The 24,582-nt window shown below is 56.0% G+C and carries 16 protein-coding genes and 1 pseudogene; all 17 read left to right on the plus strand.

What is annotated here, in order from left to right; translation table 11 throughout:
• Window positions 1–200: 200 nt before the first annotated feature.
• Complete coding sequence (locus tag NFS22_RS03990) at window positions 201–812, plus strand: TetR/AcrR family transcriptional regulator (RefSeq protein ID WP_033118323.1); 612 nt, start codon at window positions 201–203, stop codon at window positions 810–812.
• Window positions 809–3,376: a PEP/pyruvate-binding domain-containing protein gene (locus NFS22_RS03995; RefSeq protein WP_251316478.1), complete on the plus strand. Its 2,568-nt coding sequence runs from the start codon at window positions 809–811 to the stop codon at window positions 3,374–3,376. The genes NFS22_RS03990 and NFS22_RS03995 overlap by 4 nt, the downstream gene beginning before the upstream one ends.
• On the plus strand, window positions 3,369–4,538 hold the full coding sequence (locus NFS22_RS04000; protein WP_251316479.1) for an MFS transporter: 1,170 nt from the start codon (window positions 3,369–3,371) through the stop codon (window positions 4,536–4,538). The genes NFS22_RS03995 and NFS22_RS04000 overlap by 8 nt, the downstream gene beginning before the upstream one ends.
• 12 nt (window positions 4,539–4,550) lie before the next feature.
• Complete coding sequence (locus NFS22_RS23830) at window positions 4,551–4,760, plus strand: cysteine-rich KTR domain-containing protein (RefSeq protein ID WP_081959911.1); 210 nt, start codon at window positions 4,551–4,553, stop codon at window positions 4,758–4,760.
• Window positions 4,760–4,948 (plus strand): cysteine-rich KTR domain-containing protein, encoded by a 189-nt coding sequence (locus NFS22_RS04010; protein WP_251316623.1) that lies wholly within the window; start codon window positions 4,760–4,762, stop codon window positions 4,946–4,948. The genes NFS22_RS23830 and NFS22_RS04010 overlap by 1 nt, the downstream gene beginning before the upstream one ends.
• Window positions 4,949–5,358: 410 nt before the next feature.
• Complete coding sequence (locus tag NFS22_RS04015) at window positions 5,359–5,778, plus strand: RNA polymerase sigma factor (protein WP_251316480.1); 420 nt, start codon at window positions 5,359–5,361, stop codon at window positions 5,776–5,778.
• A gap of 622 nt (window positions 5,779–6,400) precedes the next feature.
• The gene (locus tag NFS22_RS04020) at window positions 6,401–6,589 is read left to right on the plus strand and encodes a hypothetical protein (protein WP_251316481.1); all 189 of its coding nucleotides are present in this window, start codon (window positions 6,401–6,403) and stop codon (window positions 6,587–6,589) included.
• 86 nt (window positions 6,590–6,675) lie between these two features.
• A pseudogene (locus tag NFS22_RS04025) lies at window positions 6,676–6,804 on the plus strand (recombinase family protein); the annotation flags it as partial.
• A gap of 97 nt (window positions 6,805–6,901) precedes the next feature.
• The gene (locus NFS22_RS04030; protein ID WP_251316483.1) at window positions 6,902–7,687 is read left to right on the plus strand and encodes a ParA family protein; all 786 of its coding nucleotides are present in this window, start codon (window positions 6,902–6,904) and stop codon (window positions 7,685–7,687) included.
• Complete coding sequence (locus NFS22_RS04035; protein ID WP_251316484.1) at window positions 7,684–8,595, plus strand: ParB/RepB/Spo0J family partition protein; 912 nt, start codon at window positions 7,684–7,686, stop codon at window positions 8,593–8,595. Before NFS22_RS04030 ends, NFS22_RS04035 begins: the two co-directional genes overlap by 4 nt.
• 16 nt (window positions 8,596–8,611) lie before the next feature.
• Window positions 8,612–8,959: a hypothetical protein gene (locus NFS22_RS04040; RefSeq protein WP_251316485.1), complete on the plus strand. Its 348-nt coding sequence runs from the start codon at window positions 8,612–8,614 to the stop codon at window positions 8,957–8,959.
• Between the two features lie 167 nt (window positions 8,960–9,126).
• Complete coding sequence (locus NFS22_RS04045; protein WP_251316486.1) at window positions 9,127–10,152, plus strand: DUF6017 domain-containing protein; 1,026 nt, start codon at window positions 9,127–9,129, stop codon at window positions 10,150–10,152.
• A gap of 30 nt (window positions 10,153–10,182) precedes the next feature.
• On the plus strand, window positions 10,183–10,524 hold the full coding sequence (locus NFS22_RS04050) for a DUF3846 domain-containing protein (RefSeq protein ID WP_251316487.1): 342 nt from the start codon (window positions 10,183–10,185) through the stop codon (window positions 10,522–10,524).
• An 85-nt stretch (window positions 10,525–10,609) separates the two neighbouring features.
• The gene (locus NFS22_RS04055; RefSeq protein ID WP_251316488.1) at window positions 10,610–16,438 is read left to right on the plus strand and encodes an S-layer homology domain-containing protein; all 5,829 of its coding nucleotides are present in this window, start codon (window positions 10,610–10,612) and stop codon (window positions 16,436–16,438) included.
• A gap of 17 nt (window positions 16,439–16,455) precedes the next feature.
• On the plus strand, window positions 16,456–23,148 hold the full coding sequence (locus NFS22_RS04060; RefSeq protein WP_251316489.1) for an S-layer homology domain-containing protein: 6,693 nt from the start codon (window positions 16,456–16,458) through the stop codon (window positions 23,146–23,148).
• 71 nt (window positions 23,149–23,219) lie between these two features.
• Window positions 23,220–24,023, plus strand: a complete 804-nt coding sequence (locus NFS22_RS04065; protein WP_251316490.1) for a phosphoadenosine phosphosulfate reductase domain-containing protein — start codon at window positions 23,220–23,222, stop codon at window positions 24,021–24,023.
• Window positions 23,968–24,570, plus strand: a complete 603-nt coding sequence (locus tag NFS22_RS04070; protein ID WP_251316491.1) for an S-adenosylmethionine-binding domain-containing protein — start codon at window positions 23,968–23,970, stop codon at window positions 24,568–24,570. The genes NFS22_RS04065 and NFS22_RS04070 overlap by 56 nt, the downstream gene beginning before the upstream one ends.
• Window positions 24,571–24,582 lie beyond the last annotated feature (12 nt).

Here is a 24,582-nt window from a genome sequence, read left to right on the forward strand (position 1 = left end):
CGCGGCGCGAAAATCGCAAGTGTCTATACACTTGCCTTGCTTGCCGTTTACCGTTTACCGTTTAGCATCATGGCCTAAACACCCCTTTTCTATTGGGCAGTATATGCAGGGAAAAATTTTAATCTTGATAAGCGACCGGTGGTCGCTATATAATTAAAAATAACAAACGACCAATGGTCGCTACAAGGAGGTTTTGTCAGATGCCAAAAGGAATTACACTTACACCAGAACAACAAGCAACACGCCGAGACGAAATAGTTGATATTGCGTTGTGCCTTATTGCTAAAAATGGGTTTCAAAAAACATCTATGCGGGAAATTGCAGATTTAGCGAAAATGGGAAAATCCAGTCTATACGATTTTTTCAAAACAAAAGACGAGATTGCTATATATGCAATGGAGAAAAAATTTGAAGAAGTTATAGAGCAGGTTCACAGAATTATTGACAATGAACCTTTGCCGGAACGATGCCTTAGAAAAATCATGCACAATCAGCTTAAAGTGCCACATCAGTATAGGACTGTACTAATGTGGCTTCATGCCGAATCTGACTACTTAGAAGAAGAGTATCAGAAGCGTCTGAAAACAATACGTTACGAATACCACAATATTATTAAAACCGTGATCGAAAGCGGAGTGGCCGGAGGTGTTTTTCGCAAAACAGATGCTGACCTTATGGTGCGCTTGTTGATTAACTCCATGCTTTCCATTGTCTATACTTCCCGGCCATCAGCCAGTGAGGAAAAGATGCTGGACGAAACAATCAATATATTTCTACACGGAATTATGAATGATGGAGGTGAATTATTATGATTTATTATACTCTACCCTTGTTGCATAAACAGGCAACCCTTGAAATGGTCGGCGGAAAAGGTATGTCTTTATCAAAGCTATTGACAGCGGGTATCCCTGTGCCGGACGGTTTTCATGTTACAACTGCTTCATACCGACTTTTTGTTGAAACGAACCAAATTCAGCCTTACATTAAAGCATTACTAGAGGGCATAGATTCCAACAGTACCAATCAACTTGAAGATATATCCAAACAGATTGGTCAACTTTTTCATAATGGAAAAATGCCGCCGGAAGTGTCGGTGGCAATAAAAACCGCTTATGCCGGATTAGGAAATGTTTCGGTGGCTGTCCGATCCTCCGCGACCGCCGAGGATTTACCCGATGCTTCTTTTGCGGGCCAGCAGGACACTTATCTCAATATACAAGGTGAGAACGAAATCCTTGAAGCTGTAAAGCGGTGCTGGGCATCCCTGTGGACAGCTCGTGCGATTGCTTACCGTATAAAGAATAATATCAAGCAGGAGCTTGTGGCCCTTGCCGTAGTCATACAAAAGTTGGCGTTTTCTGATGCTTCTGGTGTTATGTTTACAATTAACCCCATGAACGGCAGACGTAACGAAATGATTATAAACGCCGCATGGGGACTTGGTGAAGCGGTGGTTTCCAGCTTAGTCACCCCTGATACAATCGTTACGGATAAGAGCACTACCCGAATCGTGTCATATGAAGTGGCAAACAAAGAGATTATGACGGCTCGCACCTTAGACGGAACGGAAGAAATCTCTGTCCCCGAACGGCTCCGTAAAAAACCTGCCCTTACCCGCAATCAAGTCATGCGGCTGACGCAGCTTGGAAATAAAATTGAGAAATATTATCGAATGCCTATGGATATAGAATGGGCGCTGGAAAAAGATAAATTGTATATTGTTCAGGCTCGCCCCATTACTGTCTTACCGCCGGAGTGGGTATTGCCGGAAAAGAATGTAGTTTACACAAAGGGCAGTTTGGCAGAACACCTGCCAAACCCAGTCACACCCCTGTTCGCCACTCTTGGCCTTGAATTAGTCAACCATGCATCGGCGCTTTTATGGGTGGATATGTTTGATACAAGCGCAAAAAAGCTACTGCCAGACAACGGGGCATACACGATAATCAATGGTTATGTCTATCTTTCCGCTAAGGCAAAGCCTCTTCTAATTGCTGTAAAATCTCTTTCCCCCCGCTCTTTGCGCCGGACGCTTACGAACAGCATTATGCGCTTTGAAGCGGCAAGAAAAGAATTTGAAGATGTGGTGAAGCAGTGGGATGAAACGTCCCTGCGTACGTTAAGCGCCCAGCAAATTATGGAGGGCATTCAAGCCGTATTTTACGCCGCATGTATTTATTTCACAAGGATTCAGCTTACATTGCCCGCCGCATCTATCAGCGAAACGTTATTCACAAAATTCTTTCAGGGTACGGCCCGCCGTGCTGGTATAACAGACACTTCCGTTTTCTTGCTTGGGTTTGATACGATTGCGCTACAATCGGAAAAGAACCTGTGGGACCTTTCGGAATGGGCAAAGCAAAATAACACTTTAAGCGTCTATCTGAAAAGCAATCCTGCAACAAAGATAGCAGAAGATTTCAAGTCCTCCATTTTGCCTGCGGAAGTTTCGCAGGAGGTGTGGATAGAGTGGAAAAGTCGAATTAACGCCTATTTCAAAGAATTTGGCTGTACTGCGTATGAATTTGATTTTGCATATGCCACACCACAGGAGATGCTTACTCCAACTTTTGAATCCATAAAAGCATATTTGGAGGAAAAAGGGGAAAATCCGTATTCGCGCCAAATCACATTTGAAAGGCGCAGGAAACAAGCCGAAAAAGAGATTTTGCAACAGATAGGCGGCCACCGAAAAAAGCTGTTTTTGAAGCTGCTCCATTGGGCACAAAATACTGCCCCCATGCGTGAAAACGCTATTTACTTGATGGGGATGGGGCACCCGCTGATTCGCCGTATGTTACAAGAAATTTCTGAACGTCTCTTAACTGGTGGAGCCATTTCACATCTGGACGATATTTACTGGCTCACAAAAACAGAATTGGAAACGCTCATAACACAGCTTGATAAAAATATACCCCTATCCAATCTGAGTGAGGCAATTCCTGCCAGGCAAGCGGAGCATGATACATTCCGAGGTTATGTGGCGCCTTCCATGTTGCCGGAAAAAAGCAAAAAAGCCGTATCACATGCAACCCCAATACAGAAAGATGGGAAAATTGTATTGACGGGCATAGGAACCAGCCCAGGCGTTGTTACGGCTCCCGCCTGTGTACTGAACAGCCCGGCAGATTTTGAGAAATTCCAGCCGGGAAGTATCTTGATTGCCGTTACCACAACTCCTGCATGGACGCAGTTGTTTGCCTCCGCAAGTGCGATTGTAACAGACATTGGCGGCCCTCTTAGCCATTCAAGCATTGTTGCCCGTGAATATGGTATTCCCGCTGTTATGGCAACACACACCGCTACGCGAACCATACAAAACGGACAAATGATAACAGTGGACGGTACGACAGGGGAGGTGACACTCAATGAATAAAAACTCAATGAATAAAACTCCTATTTTTGCCTTGAAGCTTGCAACTTTTGTAATTGCGTTAGGATATAGCATGATCATTCCGGTTATGCCGTTTTACATGAAAAACCTCGGAGCGGGTGGCAAAGAACTTGGCTGGCTCACGGCCATATATGCGCTGACACAAACACTGTGCGCCCCATTTTGGGGAGTGCTGTCCGACCGAATCGGCAGAAAGCCGATTATCAGCATTGGCATGTTAGGCTATACAATTAGCTTATTACTGTTTGGCTTGGCCTCCTCCTTTTGGACACTGTTTATCGCCCGTGCTTTATCCGGTGTTTTGTCATCTGCTACGTCAGTTGCGTCCTTGGCCTATGTGGGTGATTCCAGCACAGAGGACGAACGAAGCAAGAATATGGGCCAGCTTGGAGCTGCAATGAGTGTAGGTGTTATGTTAGGGCCATTGTTTGGCGGTATTCTGGCTGGCTATTCACTTGCACTGCCATTCTTTACAGGAGCCGGAATTTCATTTATTGCATTTTTACTCATTGCAACAGTTCTGCCAGAGTCCATAGAGAGGTCAGGTTATCCGCACAAAAAAGATTCTTTTGATTTTTTAGCCCTGAAAAGCATGCTGTTTGGCTCCGCAGGAATTATTCTGATCCTTATTTTTATCGTAAACTTCTGTCAAACCGGTTTGCAGGGTATTACGGGGCTGTATGTCGTTGATAAGTTTGGATTTACCACCGGGCAAGTTGGTGTTGTTTGGATGGTGGTAGCAGGGGTTTTAATTGTAGTACAGGGGTTTTTTACCGGCCCTTTGGAAAATAAGACGGGCGATAAGCTACTAATACTGATAGGCATATTTTGTAAAGCACTGGTTGCCTTTGCCATGGCATTAACATCTGGCTTTATCAGTGTACTTGTTGTTTTCGGTCTATTTGCAGTATCTTCCGCTTTAACAGTACCCACACTAAACGCAAGCCTTTCCAAGGCGGACAATCAGCGCAAAGGAATACTCATGGGCTTTGCCAGCACCGCCGGAAATCTTAGCAAAGTCATTGCCCCCCTGCTGGCTGGGTATCTGTATGAGCGTAGTATTGAATTGCCTTATATCACCATGGGAGCGATAGCGCTAATTGGAACAATTATATGTTTTATCTGGAAAAAGACTGTGAGGTGAGCTAATATTTTAATGAAAGAAGAATGGTTATTGTGCCCAATCTGCAACGACAAAACAAGATTAAAAGTGCGGTTAGATACAGTGCTTGAAAACTTTCCCCTCTTTTGTCCGAAGTGTAAAAAGGAAATGGCAACTTGGTGTTTTTCTAACAACTCGTTTAGTATTGTGGAGCAAGGGAAAAAGTATATATCGCTCGCTGTATATAGCATCTATACAAAATGATGGAGAACCATATATCAAAAATAAGCCGCTGGGTTTTATGTCCCGCCTGTGGAAGTAAGACCCGTGACAGAATAAGAGCGGACACCATCTTGAAAAACTATCCTCTTTATTGCCCAAAGTGTAAAAAAGAAACCTTAATTGATGCAAAGAATTTGCAAATAACAGTTATCAAGGAGCCAGACGCATAGACGCAGGGCCGATAACACGCAGACTAAAAATGCGGTTATCGGCCTTTCTATTTGAAAGATTCGGCAACCGTTCAAGGAGGTAACGCCGTGTCTTTCCTTTTTGTTCATCCCCCTAACTTGTTAAAAAAAGTTTAGTACCTTTGAGGGGATGCCCCACAGTCAACTGCGAAAATTGTCTTTTCCTGTTGGCCCCTCCGTATAGCTTCACACCTGAAACCAGCCAGTACCTAAATAAGAATAATGCCGTACCTGTCCGCGTGGCTTTGCGCCATGCGGACATTTTTATACCCCACTTCTGGCCATCGTGGCCAGAGGATGTGCGGAACTGCTCCCCCGGATGCCGCTCCCCGCCGCCCCTCCATTTCGATCTGCCGACCCGTCAACCGCCCAACATCGAAATGGAGGCAACTATGAAAACCATTATTCTGAACCACTACTACCCCCACCTGACCGAGCGCGTCATGCTGGAGGTGTCTGACGAGATCGCCGTGACCCTCTCCATTGGCGGCCGCCTGTGCGACAGCTACAAGCGCCGCAAGCGGGAGCATGACGAGTGTTCCCTGGACAGCACCCCCGGCTTTGAGGCGGACGTGACCTTTCCGCCGCTGACCCCGGAGCAGGTGATGGAAACCACGGAAAACCGGGCCGCCCTCTATACGGCCATTGACCAGCTCCCGCCCGTCCAGGCCCGGCGCGTCTACGCCCACTACATACTCGGCATCAGCAGGGCCGACCTTGTGCGGGCCGAGGGCGTGGGGATCAGCCGGATCAGCGGCTCCATTGACCGGGGCTTGCTGAACCTGAAAAATATTTTGGAAAATTCCATTTAGGAGAGAGGACTTTCCCCCAATTTTCCGCCTGATAGGTGAGGAGGGACAAGCCCCTCCCGCTGACAACTGAATACACAGTATTTCAGATACAAAACCCGCGTGATAGCGGCAAAAGGCGCGCCGCCAGGATGGAACGCTCTGAGGAGGTGAAATGGGAGCTGACCGAGCGATCAACGCAAGCCTTTGACCCGGCTGTGGCAAGCCGGGCGCGAGGACAGCGCGGGGGATAATGAAACTTGCTCACGCCCTCCCACAGACTTGAGGGGGAGTCCCTGCGGTATGCGGCAATCGGTACAGTGGGGCTATGCAGCCGAGGCCATCGGCGGTCTGGAATACTCCCCGCACCGGGGATGCGTGGCAAATACGGCGCAGTTATAGATGCAATCGAGGGGGCCGCCCCAGCCGGGGCGTTCTGTCTTGCGACAGCCCAAATTAGCCCGGCGGGGCGGCCCCTGACCTTTGCAGATTGAAATGGAATACAGTCCCCCTCCGCTTCTGGCCATCCTGGCCAGAGGTGGGGGGAGGTCAAAGGGCGGCAGTTTTTCTGCCGCCTTTTGACCTCCCCCCACAGGACAGCGGGAAACTGTATGCAACCGTTCACCGATTTGTAAAGGAGGCTCCGATGGCAGAAACAAGAATTACTTATCACAAAGAGGTCAAGACGGCTTCTTTTCAGGGCAAACCCATCACGCTGGAAAACCTGACCCCCATCCTGTCCCCCAAGGCGCAGGACAAGCGCAAGCGGGAAATTGAAAGCTGTCTTTTCGAGGTCTTTATCAAGTACGCGCCGGGCCGGGCGCAGGTGGTGTAATGCGAGGCATCCTTGTGGAATAGGGCTACCAGAGGTATAATATGAGTGTAAGGTTTGGTAGCTCCTGAAACGGAAAGGAGTACCAAATGAACATTCGGGAAGATGCAATTTACGGACGGCAATCGGTAGACCGCAAGGACAGTATCAGCATTGAAAGTCAAATCGAGTTTTGCAAGTACGAGCTGAGAGGGGGTAACTTCCGCCAGTACACCGACGGGCCTGTTAAAATAGGACTAAATCAGAAACACCCCACAGCAAGGGGCGCTCTGGTTTAGTCCTGTTTTTATTCTATGAACATAGAAGGAGGCCAAAATGAGCAAAACAGCCAAAATTACGGCAATCTGTAACCAGAAAGGCGGAGTTGGCAAGACTGTAACAACGGTCAATTTGGGAATCGGACTGGCACGGGAAGGCAAGAAGGTCCTCCTGGTGGACGTAGACCCGCAGGGTTCGCTTACCGCCAGCCTGGGCTATCAGCAGCCGGACCAACTTGAAGAGACCCTTGCCGATGTGCTGGGATTTATCATTACGGATAAGCCTGTGTCCCCCGGAATGGGTATTATCCATCAGGCGGAGGGTGTTGATCTGCTGCCCGCTAACATTGAGCTGTCCGGTCTGGAGGTCACGCTGGTGAACACCATGAGCCGTGAGACAATCCTGCGGGAGTATCTGAACAGTGTCCGCGAACAGTACGATGTGATTCTGCTGGACTGCTGCCCGTCCCTGGGTATGCTGACCATCAATGCCTTAGCCGCTGCTGACGAAGTAGTAATTCCCATGCAGGCACACTACCTCTCCATCAAGGGCCTTGAACAGCTTATCCATACCATATCAAAAGTGAAGCTGAAAATCAACCCCTGCTTGGATATTGCGGGTATTCTCATAACCATGGCGGATATGCGGACCAACTACTCCCGCGAGATTGTGGAGCTGCTGAGAAGCGCCTATGGTAGCGGTGTGCGGATATTTGACAGCATTATTCCGCTGTCCATCCGAGCGGCAGAAACCAGTGCAGAGGGCCGGAGTATCTACCTCCATGACCCTGCGGGTAAAGTCTCCGCCGCATACGCAGCGTTGACGCGGGAGGTGCTGGCATGAAAAGCAGTGCCAGCAAGATACAGTTGACCGATTATGACGCTTTGTTTCAGACAAGTGATCCGGTAAAGGCCAACGGTGATCTGGTGCAGGAGATTCCGCTGTCAGAACTGTTTCCCTTCAAAAATCATCCCTTTCAGGTGCGGGATGATGAAGCGATGCAGAAAACGGTGGAGAGTATCGCAAGAAGCGGTGTTCTCTCCCCTGGTATCGTTCGCCCCCGGCAAGAGGGCGGCTATGAGATCATAGCGGGCCACCGGCGCAAGCGGGGAAGTGAACTGGCTGGCAAATCCACTATGCCGGTACTCATTCGGACTCTGGACGATGATGAAGCGACTATTATCATGGTCGATTCCAACCTACAGCGCGAGAAAATCCTGCCCAGTGAGAAAGCCTTTGCCTACAAGATGAAACTGGAAGCCTTGAAGCATCAGGGTAAGCGGTGGGACCTAACTTCTGCACCGACGGTGCAGAAGTTGACCACACGGGATAAGATCGCCCAAGATGCCGGGGAAAAATCCGGTATGACTGTTGCTCGGTATATCGCTCTTACCAAGCTAGTTCCTCCATTGCTGGTATTGGTAGACGAGGATAAACTGGCGGTTAGCACTGCCGCTGACTACATTTCCGATCTGACAAAACAGGAACAAACCGATCTTGTATCGGTGATGGACAAGCTGAATGTGATTCCAGGGAGAGGCCAACTAACAAAAATCAAGCAACATAGCAAAGATGGCACCCTGACTATCACCGTTATTGAAACTCTTTTGAAAGCGGAGCATCCCGCCGCTGTGCAGGTGGTTCTCAAACAAGCGAGACTTCATCAATATTTTCCGCAGACCTACACCGCCCAACAGATGGAAGAAGTCATTGTGTCCTTGCTGGAAGCGTGGAGTGTCCAACATTTATAGAGAGGAGAGATTGTATATGGCGATCACGGTTAGCAATATCACCGTAGATGCTCTGCCGGGAATGGTGCGGCAGTACGGAGAGGGGCTTATCATCCAGGACTGTGACATGAACCCCCATGAAGCGGCAAATGTGGTCAATCAGACATTTGCACATGGAGGTATCCTGTTGGAGAGGAGCGAGTTCCAGAAGGTCATGGTTTTCCAGAATGATGGCCGGACCAATCTGTTGTTTCCTTTCTTCAAGGTTAAATTGGAAATGGGGAAACTCGTCATATGGCAGTTTTTCACCTATCAGACCTGTCACAGCGTATTTCTGACCGATTACATCCGAGGTAAGAGAAGCATTTTAGGCGAAAAGTGGTAACAACATCCCAAAACCCGCCCTCAATTGACCAATTATCAGTTGGGGGCGGGTTTTTTGCGTTTACGGACAAACCAACAAGCGGCAGGAGCATGAGCGCCCCGGTGACTATCAACAGTCACCGGGGCGCTTTTTCTGTTTCTCCGCACATCACAAAGGAGGCAATCACCATGCCGTCAAATCTGAATCTGGACTACTACTACGGCAACGAAGCGGAACAGTACAGCTTTTACCGTATTCCCAAGACCCTGCTTACCGACCCTCGCTACAAGAGCGTTTCCATCGAGGCCAAGGTCCTTTACGGCCTCCTGCTGGACCGGATGGGGCTGTCGGTGAAAAACGGCTGGATGGACAGCGATAAGCGCGTCTACATCTACTTCACTCAGGAAGACGCTATGAACCTCATGGGCTGCGGCAAGGACAAGGCCACGAAGCTGTTCCGGGAGCTGGACAAGGACGGCATCGGCCTGATCGAACGCAAGAAGCAGGGCCAGGGACGGCCCACGCGGATTTACGTCAAAAACTTCATCCTGCCCCCGGAACCCGGCCAGCCCCAGCAGCCGGAACAGGCACCGCCGCCCCCGGCTTCTCAGACTGCGGAAAATCAGCAGTCAAGACCGCTGGATCGTGCCGCACTCTTGACTGCGGAAAAACCGCAGTCTGCACCGCTGGAAACGCGCGGTCTTGACGGCGGCTTTTCCGCCCCTAATAAGACTGAAAAGAAAAATACTGATCTGAACGATACTGACCCATCCATCCTTCCCCCTACCCCCGCGCCTCCTGCTTCTCCCCCTGCCGGTCGACCCAAGAGCCGGATGAGGATGGATGAGATGGATAGATACCGAGAGCTGATAAAAGAAAATATCGACTTTGACCTCCTGCTCCAAGAGCATCCCTACGATGAGGAAACGCTGGAGGGCTATGTGGAACTTATGGTGGAGGTCTGCTGTTCCCGGCGGGACTTCATCCGCATTGCTGGTGAGGAAATGGCTGCTGGTGTAGTCAAAAGCCGGTTCCTAAAGCTGAACCATGAGCATATCGCCTACGTTCTGGACAGTCTGAGCCAGAATACCACGCTGGTGAAGAACATCAAGGCATACACCCTGGCGGCGCTCTACAACGCGCCCACAACCATCAGCCAGTATTACGCATCCCTGGTCAGTCATGATCTGGCCCAGGACGCCGCTGGAATATAACAACTGGACAAACGAAGGAGGATTTTCTGTATGGCAAACAAAATCGACATTCTGGTGGTAGAACCCTGCGAGGCTCCCCGCCCCATCCAGGTTGAGGATACGCTGGAAGCCTTTCAGCAGATTGTGGGCGGACCTATCGAGGCCGGGTGCTATCTGCCCCAGCGGGTTATGCTGATCTGCAACGGCGAGGGCAAGAACATGAAACTCATGCCCAACCGGGAAAATCCCACGGACAGCGGGGACTTCATCGCCGGGACGTTCCTGCTGTGCGGCTTTGAGGGGGAACACTTCACCTCCCTGACCCCTGCCCAGCAGCGGGAATTTGAAGCCTACTTCGCCACGTCCGGGCCGGAGGGAGGCGATAAGGATTGACCCACCGCCATCTGCTCCGCCGCCTGCTGGTCCCGCCTTAGTACATAGCACACCCCGGAAAATCCAAAATCTGAAAGGAGGACGCATGAGCATCAAATTTCCCAATCTAAAGCGATTCTTTTCTCTGTTCCTGGCGGCGGTCATGATGGTTAGTCTTTTAGCAGTCAACGCCCATGCCGCCAATGCCAACAAGATCACCGACTACGGTGACGCCTACGGTCATTGGGCCTATGAAGCCCTGACGTGGGCGGTGGACAACGGTGTGTTGGTGGGTACGTCCGAGGACAGGCTGAACCCAGACGGCTATCTTACCCGCGCACAGATGGCCGCTATGATAGACCGGCTGTTTGGCGCCTACAAGAGCGCCGACATTTCCCGCTTCACGGATGTGCCCCGTGGGAGCTGGTACCATGACTACATCGCCCAGGCGGTCCACATGGGGACCTTTGCCGGGTACTCCAACAGCCGTATGGGGCCGGATGAAAATATCACCCGCGAACAGGCCATGGTGGTGCTGGCCCGGACGGTCTGCCTGCCCTCTGCCGGTAACTCCGTTCTGGCCCGGTTCCCAGACCGGAACCAGGTAGGCGCGTGGGCGGCGGACGCTGTTTCCGCCATGGTAGAGCGGGGCTACGTCAGCGGTTACAACGATGGCCGTCTGAACCCCAAGGGCCAGATCACCCGTGCGGAGATGGTGCAGATCATGAGCAATATCTTCCAGAGTGTCCACGATTCCGGTGATCTCACCGGCACCTACCGGGACACGGTTCTGGTGCGGGGCGCGGTAAGCATCAAGGACGCTGTGTTTGAAAGCGACCTGATTCTCGCCAACGGCCTGGGGGAGAAGGCCCTGGACCTCAATAACATCACCGTCAAGGGGCGGCTGGTGGTGTGGGGCGGCTCCGCCGTCAACATCACCGGCAAATCCGCCGTGGCGGGCGTGGTCACGCCCCGGAATGACGGCCCGGTGCAGGTGGTCTTTGACGCTGCGGCCACGGAGCTGTCCGAGAAGGGCTGCTCCATCGTCTACCCCAGCGGCATGGACAAGGGCAATCGGGTGATCTTCACCGACAAGGCCGACAAGCCCACAATCGCCTTTGACCTTCCGGCGTATCGGTATGTGGGGGATTCCGTCTCCGTGAAAACCACGCTCACCGGCGCGGAGGCCGTCACCTGGGAGCTGACCCGTGACGGGAAATCTATCGCCATGCCGGAGGGGTTCACCAAGGACGGCGGTATCTGCTACTTCATGGAGGCTGGGCGGTATGTGCTGCGCGGCACCGTGGAGAACAGCGGCGGCAAAGCCTACTGCGAGAAGGCTGTGGAGGTACTGCCCATCGGGGACATTGCCTTTTCCCTGCCGGAGTACGGCTACACCGACCGGGCGGAGGATGTGAAGCTGCTGACCAAGAATGACCTGACCGGCTCCGTGGTCTGGACGCTGATGAAGGACGGCGCAAACCAGCCCCTCGCCAGCTTCACCAAGGAGGGCGGCACTCTGGCTCTGACCGAGACGGGCAAGTACACCCTGACGGCTACCCTCACGGACGCCGCCGGGAAGCAGTACACCGCCAGCCAGTCCATCACCATCCTGCCGGTGATCGTCCCCACCGTGACCGCCAGCACGGAGAAGGTGCATGACGGCGAGACGGCGGAGATCGGCCTGACGGTGGAGGGCGGCAAGCCCGAATCCGTCCGCTGGACACTGACCAGGGACGGCAAGGAGGTTCCCGTGACCCTCTCCGCCAACGGCGGGACGCTCACCTTTGACGGCGCTGGGGACCACATCCTCACCGCTATCGCCAAGGATTCCCAGGGGCGGGAATTTTCTTCTGAGCCTGTGACAATCCGGGTTATCCCGAACCTGCCCCTTTCCCTGACCTCCGACCAGGAAAAACTGCATGAGGACGAAGCGGCAGAAATCAGCCTGACCGTGGAGCATGGCACACCCTCGACTGTCCAATGGGCCTTGACCCGTGACGGCGAGGGTGTTGCCGTTTCTCTGGACGATAACGGCGGTACGCTCACCTTTGACGGGGCCGGGGCATACGTCCTCACCGCCACCATCACGGATGAGCTGGGGAAGGAATACACCGCCGCCCTGCCGTTGGAGGTCTGGCCGGTGATTGTCCTGACCCTGGACGCGCCGGAGACAGCCCACATAGACCAGCCCGCCGCCGTCAGCCTCTCCGGGACTGACCTGGATGTAGTGTGGGAAGTTGCTTCCGAAGATGGGGCGGCTATCGACAATTCTCTGACCAACAGCGGCGGCGAGATCACCTTCCCCTCTGCGGGTAACTACACCGTAACCGCCAGCGTTACGGATGACCTGGGCCGGACATTCACCGCCAGCGCCACCATCGCCGTATGGGACACCATGAGCCTGTCCTTCAAGCTCCCGGAGTTCGCCCACCCGGACGAGACGGTGAAGGTGAAAATGACCTCCGAGAATGTGGGGGACAGCAAAATTGCGTGGTCCCTGGCCGTGGACGGCCAGCCCGTTTCTCTCCCTGCCGGTATCACCGGGACCCTCGACAACGCTGGGGGTAACGTGAAATTCCTTCAGACCGGCACAAATATCCTGACCGCCTCCGTGACGGACAGCCTGGGTCGTGCGTTCACCTATGAGCAGACCATCGAGGTCTATCCCGTTCTTTCCCTGGGCCTGACGGCGGATGCCGCCACTCATACGGACGAGCAGATCAGCGTCACGCTGGAGAAGGACACCGCTCTGCCTGTGGCGTGGAGCGTAACCCCCTCCAATGACCCCGGCACTCCCGCCACCTACTCCGGCGAGTTGTCCGATACCGGCGGCACCATCCAGATCACCAGCGCCGGGGCCTATGATATTGCCGCCAGCGTGACCGACGCTACCGGGCGGGTGTTCGCCGCTCCCGCTGTCACTGTGGCGGTCTACCCTGTGGCGGGCCTGGACTTCACCCTCCCTGCCGCCGCGTGGACGGACAGCAGCACTCCCGTGGACCTCCTGACCTCCGATTTGCAGGGTCGGAATGTGACGTGGACGCTGACGAAGGACGACGCGTCGGTTTCCCTGACTGGCTCCATGCTGGGCGACCTGGGCAACCTGGGCGGCAAGGTCCGGTTCCCCGAAGTAGGGACCTACACCCTGACCGCCTCCGCTGTGGACGCGCTGGACCGGGAGTATAGCTGTTCGCAGACAATCAAGATTTACCCTGTTGTCGGCCTGAGCGTTTCCGCCAACGATATGAGCCACACCGATACTGCGGAGGATGTGCGGCTGACCACCGAGAATCTGGGCAGCAACGAAGTGGTCTGGACAGTCCTGCGGGACGGCAAGGAGATCGTACCGCCCTTTGACCTGACCGCCAGAGGCGGGCATGGCTTCTTCTCCGAAGCGGGCCTTTATACCTTCACCGCCAGCGTGACGGATGAGCTGGGCCGCGTGACCACCGCCAGCGATTCCATCCAGATTTACCCCGTGGGCGTGTCCGGCTTCTATCTGCCCAAAATGTTCCACACCGATTCTGTTGTCACGCTGGTGACAGGCTTTGAGGAATTGGGCGAGAACCCCCTGCGCTGGTCCCTGACCCGGAACGGCGAGAATGTCCCTGTCTCCGACTATGTGACCGGGGAACTGACCGCTGACGGCGGGAAAGTCCAATTCAAGCAGGCGGGCGAGTATAAGCTGACCGCCAGTTTCAAGGACGCGGGAGGCCGCAGCTATTCCTATGAGCAGGCGTTCACCGTCTATCCCATTCCCACCGTGGCCTGGACGATGCCCAACTACGCCCACACGGACAGCACCTTTACCGTGGCCGTTGAATCCAAGAACGTGGTGGAGGATGCCGCCGTCAAGTGGCACATTGATGACACCTACGGCCTCCGTCAGAATTGGGGGACCTACGTTGCCGGAAACCTGACCACCAATCCCGGCGACATTCGTATCAAACACGCGGGCGTGTTCACCCTCGGCTGTGAGATCACCGACCCCACCGGGCGGGTGTTCTCCTTTGACGGTCCCAGCATTGAGGTTCTGGCCGATCAGGAATTGCAGGTGGATATGGTGGAGCGGCAGGTCTACACCGGCGAGACGGTACAGGTGCGGACCCTGGGCAATAACATTGAGCTGCCTGTGGAGTGGTCCTTGGAGAAGGACGGCAAGCCCGCAGACCTCTCCACCTACGTTACTGGCGATTTGAACAACCTGGGCGGGGCGATTCAGTTCACCCAAGGCGGAGAGTTCCGGCTGATCGGCACTCTGCGGGACGGCCTGGGCCGGACCTTCACCGCCAGCGACACCATTACTGTTCTGCCCGTTGGCTCCCTGCAATTCTCCATGGCGGATATGGAGTATGTGGGCAACCGGGTCCCCGTGGTCATGGATAAGCTCTTTAACCCGGACGGGGCGGTTATCGCATGGTCCGCTCAGAAGGATGGAGCGGCCTGCCTGATTGACCTCTCCAACCTGGACAATGACGGCGGCACTGTGATCTTCCCCGAACCCGGCGAGTACACCCTGACCGCCACCCTCCGGGACAGCAATGGCAAGACCGCCACCGCCAGCCAGAGCATTACCATCATTTTCAAAGCCGCCCTGACCGTCACCGCTCCCGATTCCATCCATATCGGAACCAAGTTCCCCGTGGGCATCAGCGGAGCGGGCAGTCTGCCCGTAAGCTGGGGCGTGAAGCTGGGCGGCAGGCCCGTCACCCTGGACAGCAACACCGGCTTCCTTTCCAATGACGGCGGTGATCTGGCCCTCTATGCCGAAGGAACCTACACCATCACCGCCACAGTGCGGGATGACGCGGGCAACCTGACCAGTGCCTTTGCCAACATCACCGTGACCAACACCGCCCCTGTGATCGAGAGCTTCACCGCCAACGCCACCCGGAACATGAAGGATGGCCGTTTCTATGCTGACCTGAGCGCCGTGGCCTCTGACCCGGACGGGGACGCTGTGCATCTGGAATGGAGCAGCGAGTACCAGCAGGACGGCTATTATGAGGTGGGCACCCATACCATCCGCGTCCGGGCTGTGGATGAGTGGGGCGCGGCCTCCGCCTGGGAGAGCCGGACGATTGAGTTCATCAACAACGCTCCTGTTATCACCAGCTTCACCGCCAGCGTAACCCGGCAGACCAGCGGCAATAACTTCTTTGCCAATGTCTCCGCTACGGCCAGTGACCCGGACGGCGATACGGTCCGGCTGGAATGGGGCGGGGACTACGTTTCCTCCGGCTGGTATTCCCGAAATGGCTCCCATACCATTCGGGTGCGGGCGGTGGATTCCTACGGTGCGGCCTCTCCCTGGCAGGAGAAAACCATTGAATTTGTCAATCAGGCTCCCAGCAAGCCGGTTATCACCAGAAATCCCGCCAACGGCGTGGTGCGGCCCAGCCAAGCGGTGACGATCACCGCCAGCTCCACCGACCCTGAAGGGGACGCTATTACTTATGAATGGGACGGCAGGGACAAGGAAACCACCACCTATGGCTACGGAAAGCATCTGGTGAAGTGCAGAGCTGTTGACGCTTACGGGGCCGCTTCTCCCTGGTCCGCTATCGTGTTCTTTGTGGCGGATGATGTGGGCGGCGGCATGACCCTGACCTCCGCCAACTCCTTCATTGAGGAAACCGGCATCAATTTCCAGGACAATGGGGAGACGATCTACGGTTACATCACCGAGTACACCTTTGATGTTCCCGCCGTCAGCGGTCACAACGGCAGCGACTACGGCAGGGTCGAAGCCTATAACATTCGCACCGGCCAATGGGATGAGATTGCCTATAAGACTACGAATAACGGCGTGACCCTCTCCGGCAAGCTGCCCACCGGCACCTATACGCAGATGCGGTTCTATTACTATACGAACCACGACTGTATGTATAACAAGAGCAACATCACCTATTCCATTGTATTTGACTTTTAAGATAAGGAGATTTGCCTATGCGAAAAACGAAAAACCTTTCCCGCGTAATGAGCATGATCCTGGCGTTCTGTCTGAGTGTGGCCCTGCTGCCTGCCCAGGCGTTTGCCGCCACCACAGATGACGACCCCGCCACATGGCCCGCGCCGGATTCCCACTACACGGCCCCGGACAAGAACCCCGTCTATCTCATGGTGGACTTCACCGATGAGGACAACGGCGGTGTTGCGGCTGCTCACCGCTGTCTCTCCGGCGCGGAGCTGAACCCGGATATTGTCAAGGCCACCGCCTCCACTGGCGGGCGGGTCAAGTACACCTGCGACACCTGTGGAAGCTGGGCGCAGATCAACGTCCCCGCCCTGACCCTGAGCGCGTTTACCCTGGACCCGGCCTATCTTTCCGCCACTACCACGGGCGTGGAGTACAGCGGGAACGCCTACACGGTAGTCTACAACGTGGCCCCGGCTTTCCACCGCTATGTGGGCACTACGCTGGACAACCATGTGTCCGTCACCGCTCCCGGCTCCTATGGCATTATCATCACCGTGGACAGCGCCATCTATGACAATGTGGAGCTGCGGACGGCGGAGCGGCTGCTGGTCTATCCCAAGGCCGTCCCCTGGACGGCTGAATTTGACAGCAAAATCTATGACGGGAACAGTCTGCTGGATGGCAAAGCCGTCACCTATCTGGACGTGAACGGCGTTTCCGTTCCTGCCGCCCTCTCCGCCTGTCAGGTGAAGGTGGAGGGCGGGGAGCTGACGGTGGACACCGCCGCCCCCGTCACCCGGCCCGTGGCCGCTGGTCCCTATGCCATCGGTGCGACCATCACGGATGACAACTACGTCTGGCAGACCGAGGACGGCAAATATAACACTGTCTACTCTCTGGCCTGGATTTTTCCCGCCACCAATCGGATTTATGTGGGCGATACCGTCCAGGCGGTGAGGCTGACCACCGGCAGCAGCCTGTATCCCTCCCCCTACACCTGGACCATTGACCCCAGCTATGCCGGGTTCAATTCCAGCAAGCCCGGAACCACTGAGGTCCAGGCAGTTATTACCAAGGGCGGCACGTCCTTTGGCCGTGTCACCATCCCCGTGACCGTCGTTCCCCGGCCCATTCTCAGCGTGGAGGAAGTGGTGCGGACCGCCCCCATGGGGACGGCGTTCAATAAGCTGGGCCTGCCCACTTCCGTCTCCGTTGTGGCTGAGGGCGGCACGGGCAACGCCCAGACCGTCACCGGCGTTCCCGTCACATGGAGCAGTACCGGCTATGACCCCTATACCCTGACGCAGACGGTCCGTGGAACGCTGAACCTCTCCCGGTTCCCCCAACTCTCCGGCGACAATATCCCCGCTGTCACCGCCACGGTCAATCTGACCTACGGCACGGTGGAGGCCCCCACCGTCAGCGACTACGCCAAGACCTATGATGGGCAGTCCACCGCCCTGCCCATGCCCGGACTGCCGGACGGCATCCGGTCCGTGGCAATTTCCTACAAGGGGACCACGAACAGCGGTCGGCCTTACAGCAGCGCCTCCGCCCCGGTGAATGCGGGCAGCTACACCGCTACTGTCTCCTTTGTTATGGAGCCGGGTTATCCCCAGCTCTCCGGCTTGACTGTCAGCTATACCATTGAAAAGGCGGCGCAGACCTGTCCCGCCCCCACGCTGGCGGCGGCAGCTACCAACTCCCTGACGCTGAACACGGTGGAGAACGCCGAGTACAGCATGGACGGGCAGGTGTGGCAGGACAGCCCCGTGTTCAAGAATCTGGATGCTGGCACCGCCTACACCCTCTACCAGCGGTTGAAGGCCACCGAGGACGGCAACTATGACGCTTCTCCCACCGTCTCCGCGCAGTTCTCCACTGAGTACACCACCGTGGACCCCGGAGATCTGAGCGCGGTCCTTCAGCCGCAGACCCACCCCTATACCGGCAATCCCATTGCCTATCAGGTCCCGGCCATTTCCCACGTTACCAAATCCACCGTGACCTATACCGTGGACGGCCAGACCACCACCGCCGCCCCCACCAACGCGGGGACCTACCCCGTGACGGTCAGCTTCACCATGCAGGCGGGGACCGCTCCCCTGGACCCGGTGACTTCCACGCTGACCATCACGAAGGTGGAGCAGAACGCCCCCGCCGCTCCCCGCGCCAGCAATACCGCTACCAACAGCATTACGATCACCGCCATTCCTGGGGCGGTGTTTTCTATTGACGGCGGCAAAACATGGCAGGCCAGCACCATTTTTGACGGCCTGACCCCCGACACCGCCTACACCATCCAGGCCAAGTACCCCGGCGACCGCAACCATGAGGAAAGCCCGACTTCCTCTGCCATCATCCGCACCACCCGGCAGAACGCTTCCGCCGGTACGGTCCAGTCCGCCGTCTATACCTATGACGGTACGCCCAAGTCCCTTGTGGCGGACGTTCCCGCCGGATGCACCGAAGTGGTCCAGACCTTCACCGGGACCAATGGGACCTCCTACGGCCCCACCACCGAGCCGCCTGTGAACCCCGGCGTTTACAATGTCAAAGTCAGCTATACCATGCAGAGCGGCTACGCGGAGTTGCAGCCGCAGTACGCCACCCTGACCATCAACAAGGCCACCCCCGCGCGGCCCCTGGCCCCTGTGGTCACTGGCGTGACGGATTCCTCCATCACCATTGAAGTGGTGGACGGCATGGCCTATTCCATTGACGGCGGCGTAACGTGGCAGACCACCGGCACCTTCACCGGCCTGACCCGCGACACCACCTATGAGATCAAGGTCAAGGCGGTGGAGACGGCCTGTTACAAGGAGTTGGAGGGTCCCTCCACCATGCAGGCCACCGAGAAAACCACCGTCACCTTTGAGCGGTTCGCGGATCAGACGGTGGAGTACAACGGCCACGCGCAGACGTACACCCTGCCCAAGTCCAACCCCGGCATTGCCTCCATGACTATCACCGGCTATGACGGCATTGCCACCCCGCCCGTTACCGTGGGCGATTATGTGGTCAACATCGACTTTGTAGCAGCGGACGGCTATATGCTCCCCGAAACGCTCCCCGCCCCGGTGCTGCACATCACCCGCGCCTCCGGCGAGGCCGGGACTGTCCGGCCCGTGCTGAAGGATGAGACTGTCACCTACACCGGCGCTCCCCAGCGTTACCACGGTGCGGACGGCATTGAGGGTATTTCCTCCGTTGCCCTGACCTACACCGGCGCGGACGGCGTGGAGAGTACCACCGCTCCCACCAACGCTGGAGTTTACCATGTGACCGCTATTTTCTCCCCGGACGCCAATCATACTCTGGCGGCTGGTGACTACACCGCTACCCTGACCATCCGCAAGGCTGGGCAGGACACCCCCATGGCTGTCCTGGAAAGCAGTTCTTCTCATTCTCTGACTGTCTCCGCCATTCCCGGCGCGGAGTACAGCATTGACGGCGGGACCACTTGGCAGACCAGTAACACCTTTGGAGGACTGGAACCTGACAAGAGCTACACCATCCTGGTCCGTATGGCTGAGGACGAAAATCACACCGTCTCCGGCTCCCGGCCCGTTTCCGGCAGAACCACCGACACGCCGGTGGACATTCTGGATGCGGATATGCCCGCCTATAACACCATTTATAATGGCAACCGCCAGCCCTATCCCTACACCAGTCTGTTGACTGATATGGAGGGTGTGAAGTCCGTCAGTGTTATGTACGTTGGCACTCTGGCCAGCGGCAAGCCCTATGAGACTTCCGAGGCCCCCGTGGACGCTGGTACTTATAAGGTCCGCTTCTACTTGGTTGCCGAGGACGGCTACGATCTGACCGCCGAGCAGGTCTACGCGGATATGACCATCTCCAAGGCCCCGCAGACCATGACCAACCCTCCCACCATTGCCCGCCGCACGACCACCACTATCGCGCTGAACCCCGTTCCCGGCGCGGAGTATAGCATGGACGGCGGCAAGACGTGGCAGGACAGCCCCAAGTTTACCGGCCTGACCCCCGATACCTCCTATACTTTCACCCAGCGGATGAAGGAGACGGACAACCTCACCGCCTCTGACAGCCAGAGCGTGGAGGGCCGGACCGTGGCCGACACGGGGCTGAACTATGAGATTGACTACCGGAAGGAGATCATCACCTTTGACCCCGATGTGGTGGAGGCCGGGAAGGACTACACCCTGACCGATGATCTGTCCAACGGCGGCGAGATCATCCCCGGCTCGACTATCTATGTCCGTCTGGTAGATGATGGCACCGGCAACCCCGGACCCGTGGTCATGGAGGTTCTGCCGGAGCGTCCCACCGCCCCGGACGTGAAGGTGAATCCTTTCGACTTCACCATGAATACCACCACCGGCATGGAGTATTCCGATGACGGCGGCGAAACCTGGAAACCCTGCACCGATAATCAGGACGTGGAGGACCGGCAGGGCGGGACGCTGCTGGTTCGCATCGCTGCCACGGACGATTCCTTTAAGAGCGACCCCACCACCGTGACCGTCCCCGTCCGGGGCGTGGCTCCCGTGCTGACTATTGACAATGCCACTGAGCGTATGGACAGCACCGCCGCTATGGAGTATTCCAAAGACAACGGCGCAAGCTGGATTCCCTGCCTGGACAACATGGACCTGTCCGAGCTGACCAACGCCACATTGCTGGTGCGCTATGCCTGTGACGGCACCAACCCCGCCAGCAACACCGCCACCCTGACCGTCCCCAGCCGGAACGCCGCCCCCACCGCCGACATTGACCGTGTGGCGGAGCTGCTGACCGTCTCCGGCACCGCGCCGGAGTATCGGACGGAGAATGGCTGGACGGCGGTTCCCGCTGCTGGGCTGGATGTGTCCAGCTTCTACGGCGCGGAGTTGACGGTCCGGGAGAAGTACGATTCCGAGCATTTTGCCAGCCTGCCCGTGCTGGTGAAGGTCCCGCAGAAGGGCGCAAAGCCCGACCTGACCATTGACCGGGACAAGCAGACGGTGAACACCACTGCCGCTATGGAGTATCCCACGAACGGCGGCAAAACCTGGACCAAGTGTGACCCAGATATGGATGTTTCCAACCTGACCGGCCAGACCATCCTCGTCCGGGAGGCGGCGACCGAGGATAAATTCGCCAGCGATGCCACCGAACTGCGGATTCCTAACCGTACAGAGAATCCCGTGGTGGAGCTGGACACCGTTACCGAGACAGTGAACACCACCACGGATATGGACTGCTCCATTGACAGCGGCTTGACCTGGAACCCCTGCACCAAGCCCCTGGACGTGTCCAATCTGACCGGGCAGACAATTATCATCCGCAATCACGGGAACAGCGATTCCTTCCCCAGCAGCGGTGTAACCATCCAGATTCCCACTCGCCGGGATGCCCCCAAGGTGGAGGTGGACAGCAAGGCCCAGACCGTCAGCTCCGACAAGGGCGTGGAGTTTTCCGCTGACGGCGGCAAAACATGGGCCGCTCTGGAAAAGCCACTGAACACCGCTGACTACCTGGGCAAGACGGTCCTGTTCCGGTTCCCCGCCACCAAAACGGATTTTGCCAGCCGGACCGTCACCGTGGTGATCTCCAAGCACCCCGGCGCTCCTGTGCTGGTCTTTGACCCTGACAATGAGACGCTGAACACCACGCCGGATATGGAGTACAGCACGGACGGCGGCAAGACCTGGAAGCCCTGCCCGAACCCTCTGGACGTGTCCGATCTGGCCGGGAAGGATGTTCTTATCCGCTACCCCGGCAAGGGTGACGGCCTGCCCGGTGAGACGGTCACGGTGAAGATTCCCGACCGCCGCAAGGCTCCCAGCGTGGGCCACACCGATGAAACCCGGCAGGGCCGGAATGACGGCACTCTCACCAAGACGGATAAGACCATGGAATACCGGCTCCTGCCTGACGGCAAGTGGACCGCTATCGCGGGGAACACCGTGAGGGGACTGGCTCCCGGCACATACGAGGTGCGCTATGCGGCCACCGCCTCTGAAATGGCCTCCCAGGTCCAGAAGGTCACGATTGCCAAGGGCGGCAGCACGGGCGGCATTGGTGATCTGACCACTCCCGGCTCCAAGCTCTCCCTGCTGAACCGAAAGGACCATATCGCTTATATCGCCGGACGGACCAACACCCAGGCCGCCCCCAATGCCGACATTACCCGCGCCGAGGTTGCGGCCATCCTCTACCGGCTGCTGACCCCGGAGGCCAAAGCCGCCTACGGCACCAACATCAACCGCTTTAAGGACGTTCCCGCCGGAGCGTGGTACGGCACCGCCGTCTCCACCCTCTGCAACATGGGCGTGATTACCGGCTACCAGGACGGCACATTCGGTCCCCAGCGGAATATCACCCGTGCGGAGCTGGCAACGATCCTTGCCCGGTTCTGTGACAGCAGCGGCAATAACACCGTTCTGGACCGCTTCACCGATATTTCCCATTGCTGGGCGCGGAAGTACATCAATCTGGCGGCGGAAAACGGTCTGGTCTACGGCTACACGGACGGCACGTTCCGGCCTGACCAGAATATCACCCGCGCTGAGACAATCGTGATGGTCAACCGTATCCTGGGCCGCAGCGCCAGCGCCGACACCGTGGTGAAGGGCTACAAGACCTTCTCCGATGTTCCCACCAGCGCGTGGTACTATTGGGACATTGTTGAAGCGTCCAACGGGCACAGCTTCAGCATGAACGGCTCCACGGAACAGTGGACCGCCCTGGGATAATCCCATAACACTTTCAGCCCCGGAAGGACTTCGCTCCTTCCGGGGCTTATTTTGCGTTTAAGGAGGTATATTTGACGAAAACAAGCGGAAATGAAAACTTTTATCACGCTGTCAGCCTGAGCGGAGGGAAGGACAGTTCTGCGCTCCTGCTGCTGATGATCGAAAAGGGTATGCCGATTGACGCGGTTATCAGCGCCGACACGGGCATGGAGTTCCCGGAGATGTACAACCATCTGGCGAAGCTGGATGATCTTCTCTACCGGGAGCGCGGCATCCATATCACTACCCTGCGCCATCCCCACGGCTTTGAGTGGCTGATGTTTGACGAACCGAAACAGAAGTCAAGCTGCTTGGAAAACCGGGCACGGCTGGGTATCCCGCCCTATGGCAATGGTTGGCCTGGTATTAAGGTGCGTTGGTGTACCGGTCAGCTCAAAACGCACCTGATCTCCAAGGAGGTCAACCGGCTCAAAAAGGAAAAGAATGCCCTGCACTATGTTGGCATTGCTGCTGATGAAGCGTGGCGGTGCAAGGACGAACAGTATCCGTTGGTGGACTGGAAGATCACCGAGGCCCAGGCATTGCAGATTTGTTACAGCCGGGGTTTTGACTTTGGCGGGCTGTATGAGATTTACCGCCGAGCTTCCTGCTGGTGCTGTCCCCTGCAACGCATTGACGAATTGAGGAAGCTGCGGACACACCACCCGGAGCTGTGGGCGCGGCTGCGGGAGATGGACAACCGGGCACGGGCCATGTTCGGTCCCGGCCCTCTGGGACAGTTCAAGAAGGATTGGAGCGTGGAGCGGCTGGAGGAACGCTTTGCCAGAGAAGAAAAAGCACTGTCTGAAGGAACAGGGAAAGCGAATGGGCTATGACCTGATTTACAGTGACCCTCCATGGCCGCAGCAGAAAGGAAATGTTCGGAAGTCCCGCCCCAACCAAGGTAGGCGGCTTGACTATCCAACTATGTCCGTAGAGGACTGTTTTAAGATGCAGGACCCATTTTTTGAGCAGGCGAATGAGCAGCACAATATCTTCATTTGGACAATAGATAAGTTTTTGCTGGAAACATCGGCCCAAATGGAAATGCGTGGGTATAAGCTCCATGCCCGGTTTATCTGGGATAAAGGAAATGGGGTTGCTCCCGCGTTCACTGTCAGATTCAGCCATGAGTATCTGCTGTGGTTTTACAGGCCAAATAAAATCCTGATGCCAAGACGGGAGTGCTTCGGTAAGTACACAACGGTCATGCGGGAACCGGCCACATATCATAGCCGCAAGCCGGTATGTGCCTATGAAATGCTGGAAGATATGTTTCCAGATACCAATAAAATTGAATTATTTGCCCGCAATATAAGGCCCGGTTGGCTCGTATGGGGCAACGAAATTGAGGAAGGGTTCAGCAGCGGCGAGGCCCGCTGAACCCGCCTATAG

Origin of the sequence: Flintibacter muris (assembly GCF_943192995.1) — a bacterium.
GTDB classification, from domain to species: domain Bacteria; phylum Bacillota; class Clostridia; order Oscillospirales; family Oscillospiraceae; genus Lawsonibacter; species Lawsonibacter muris.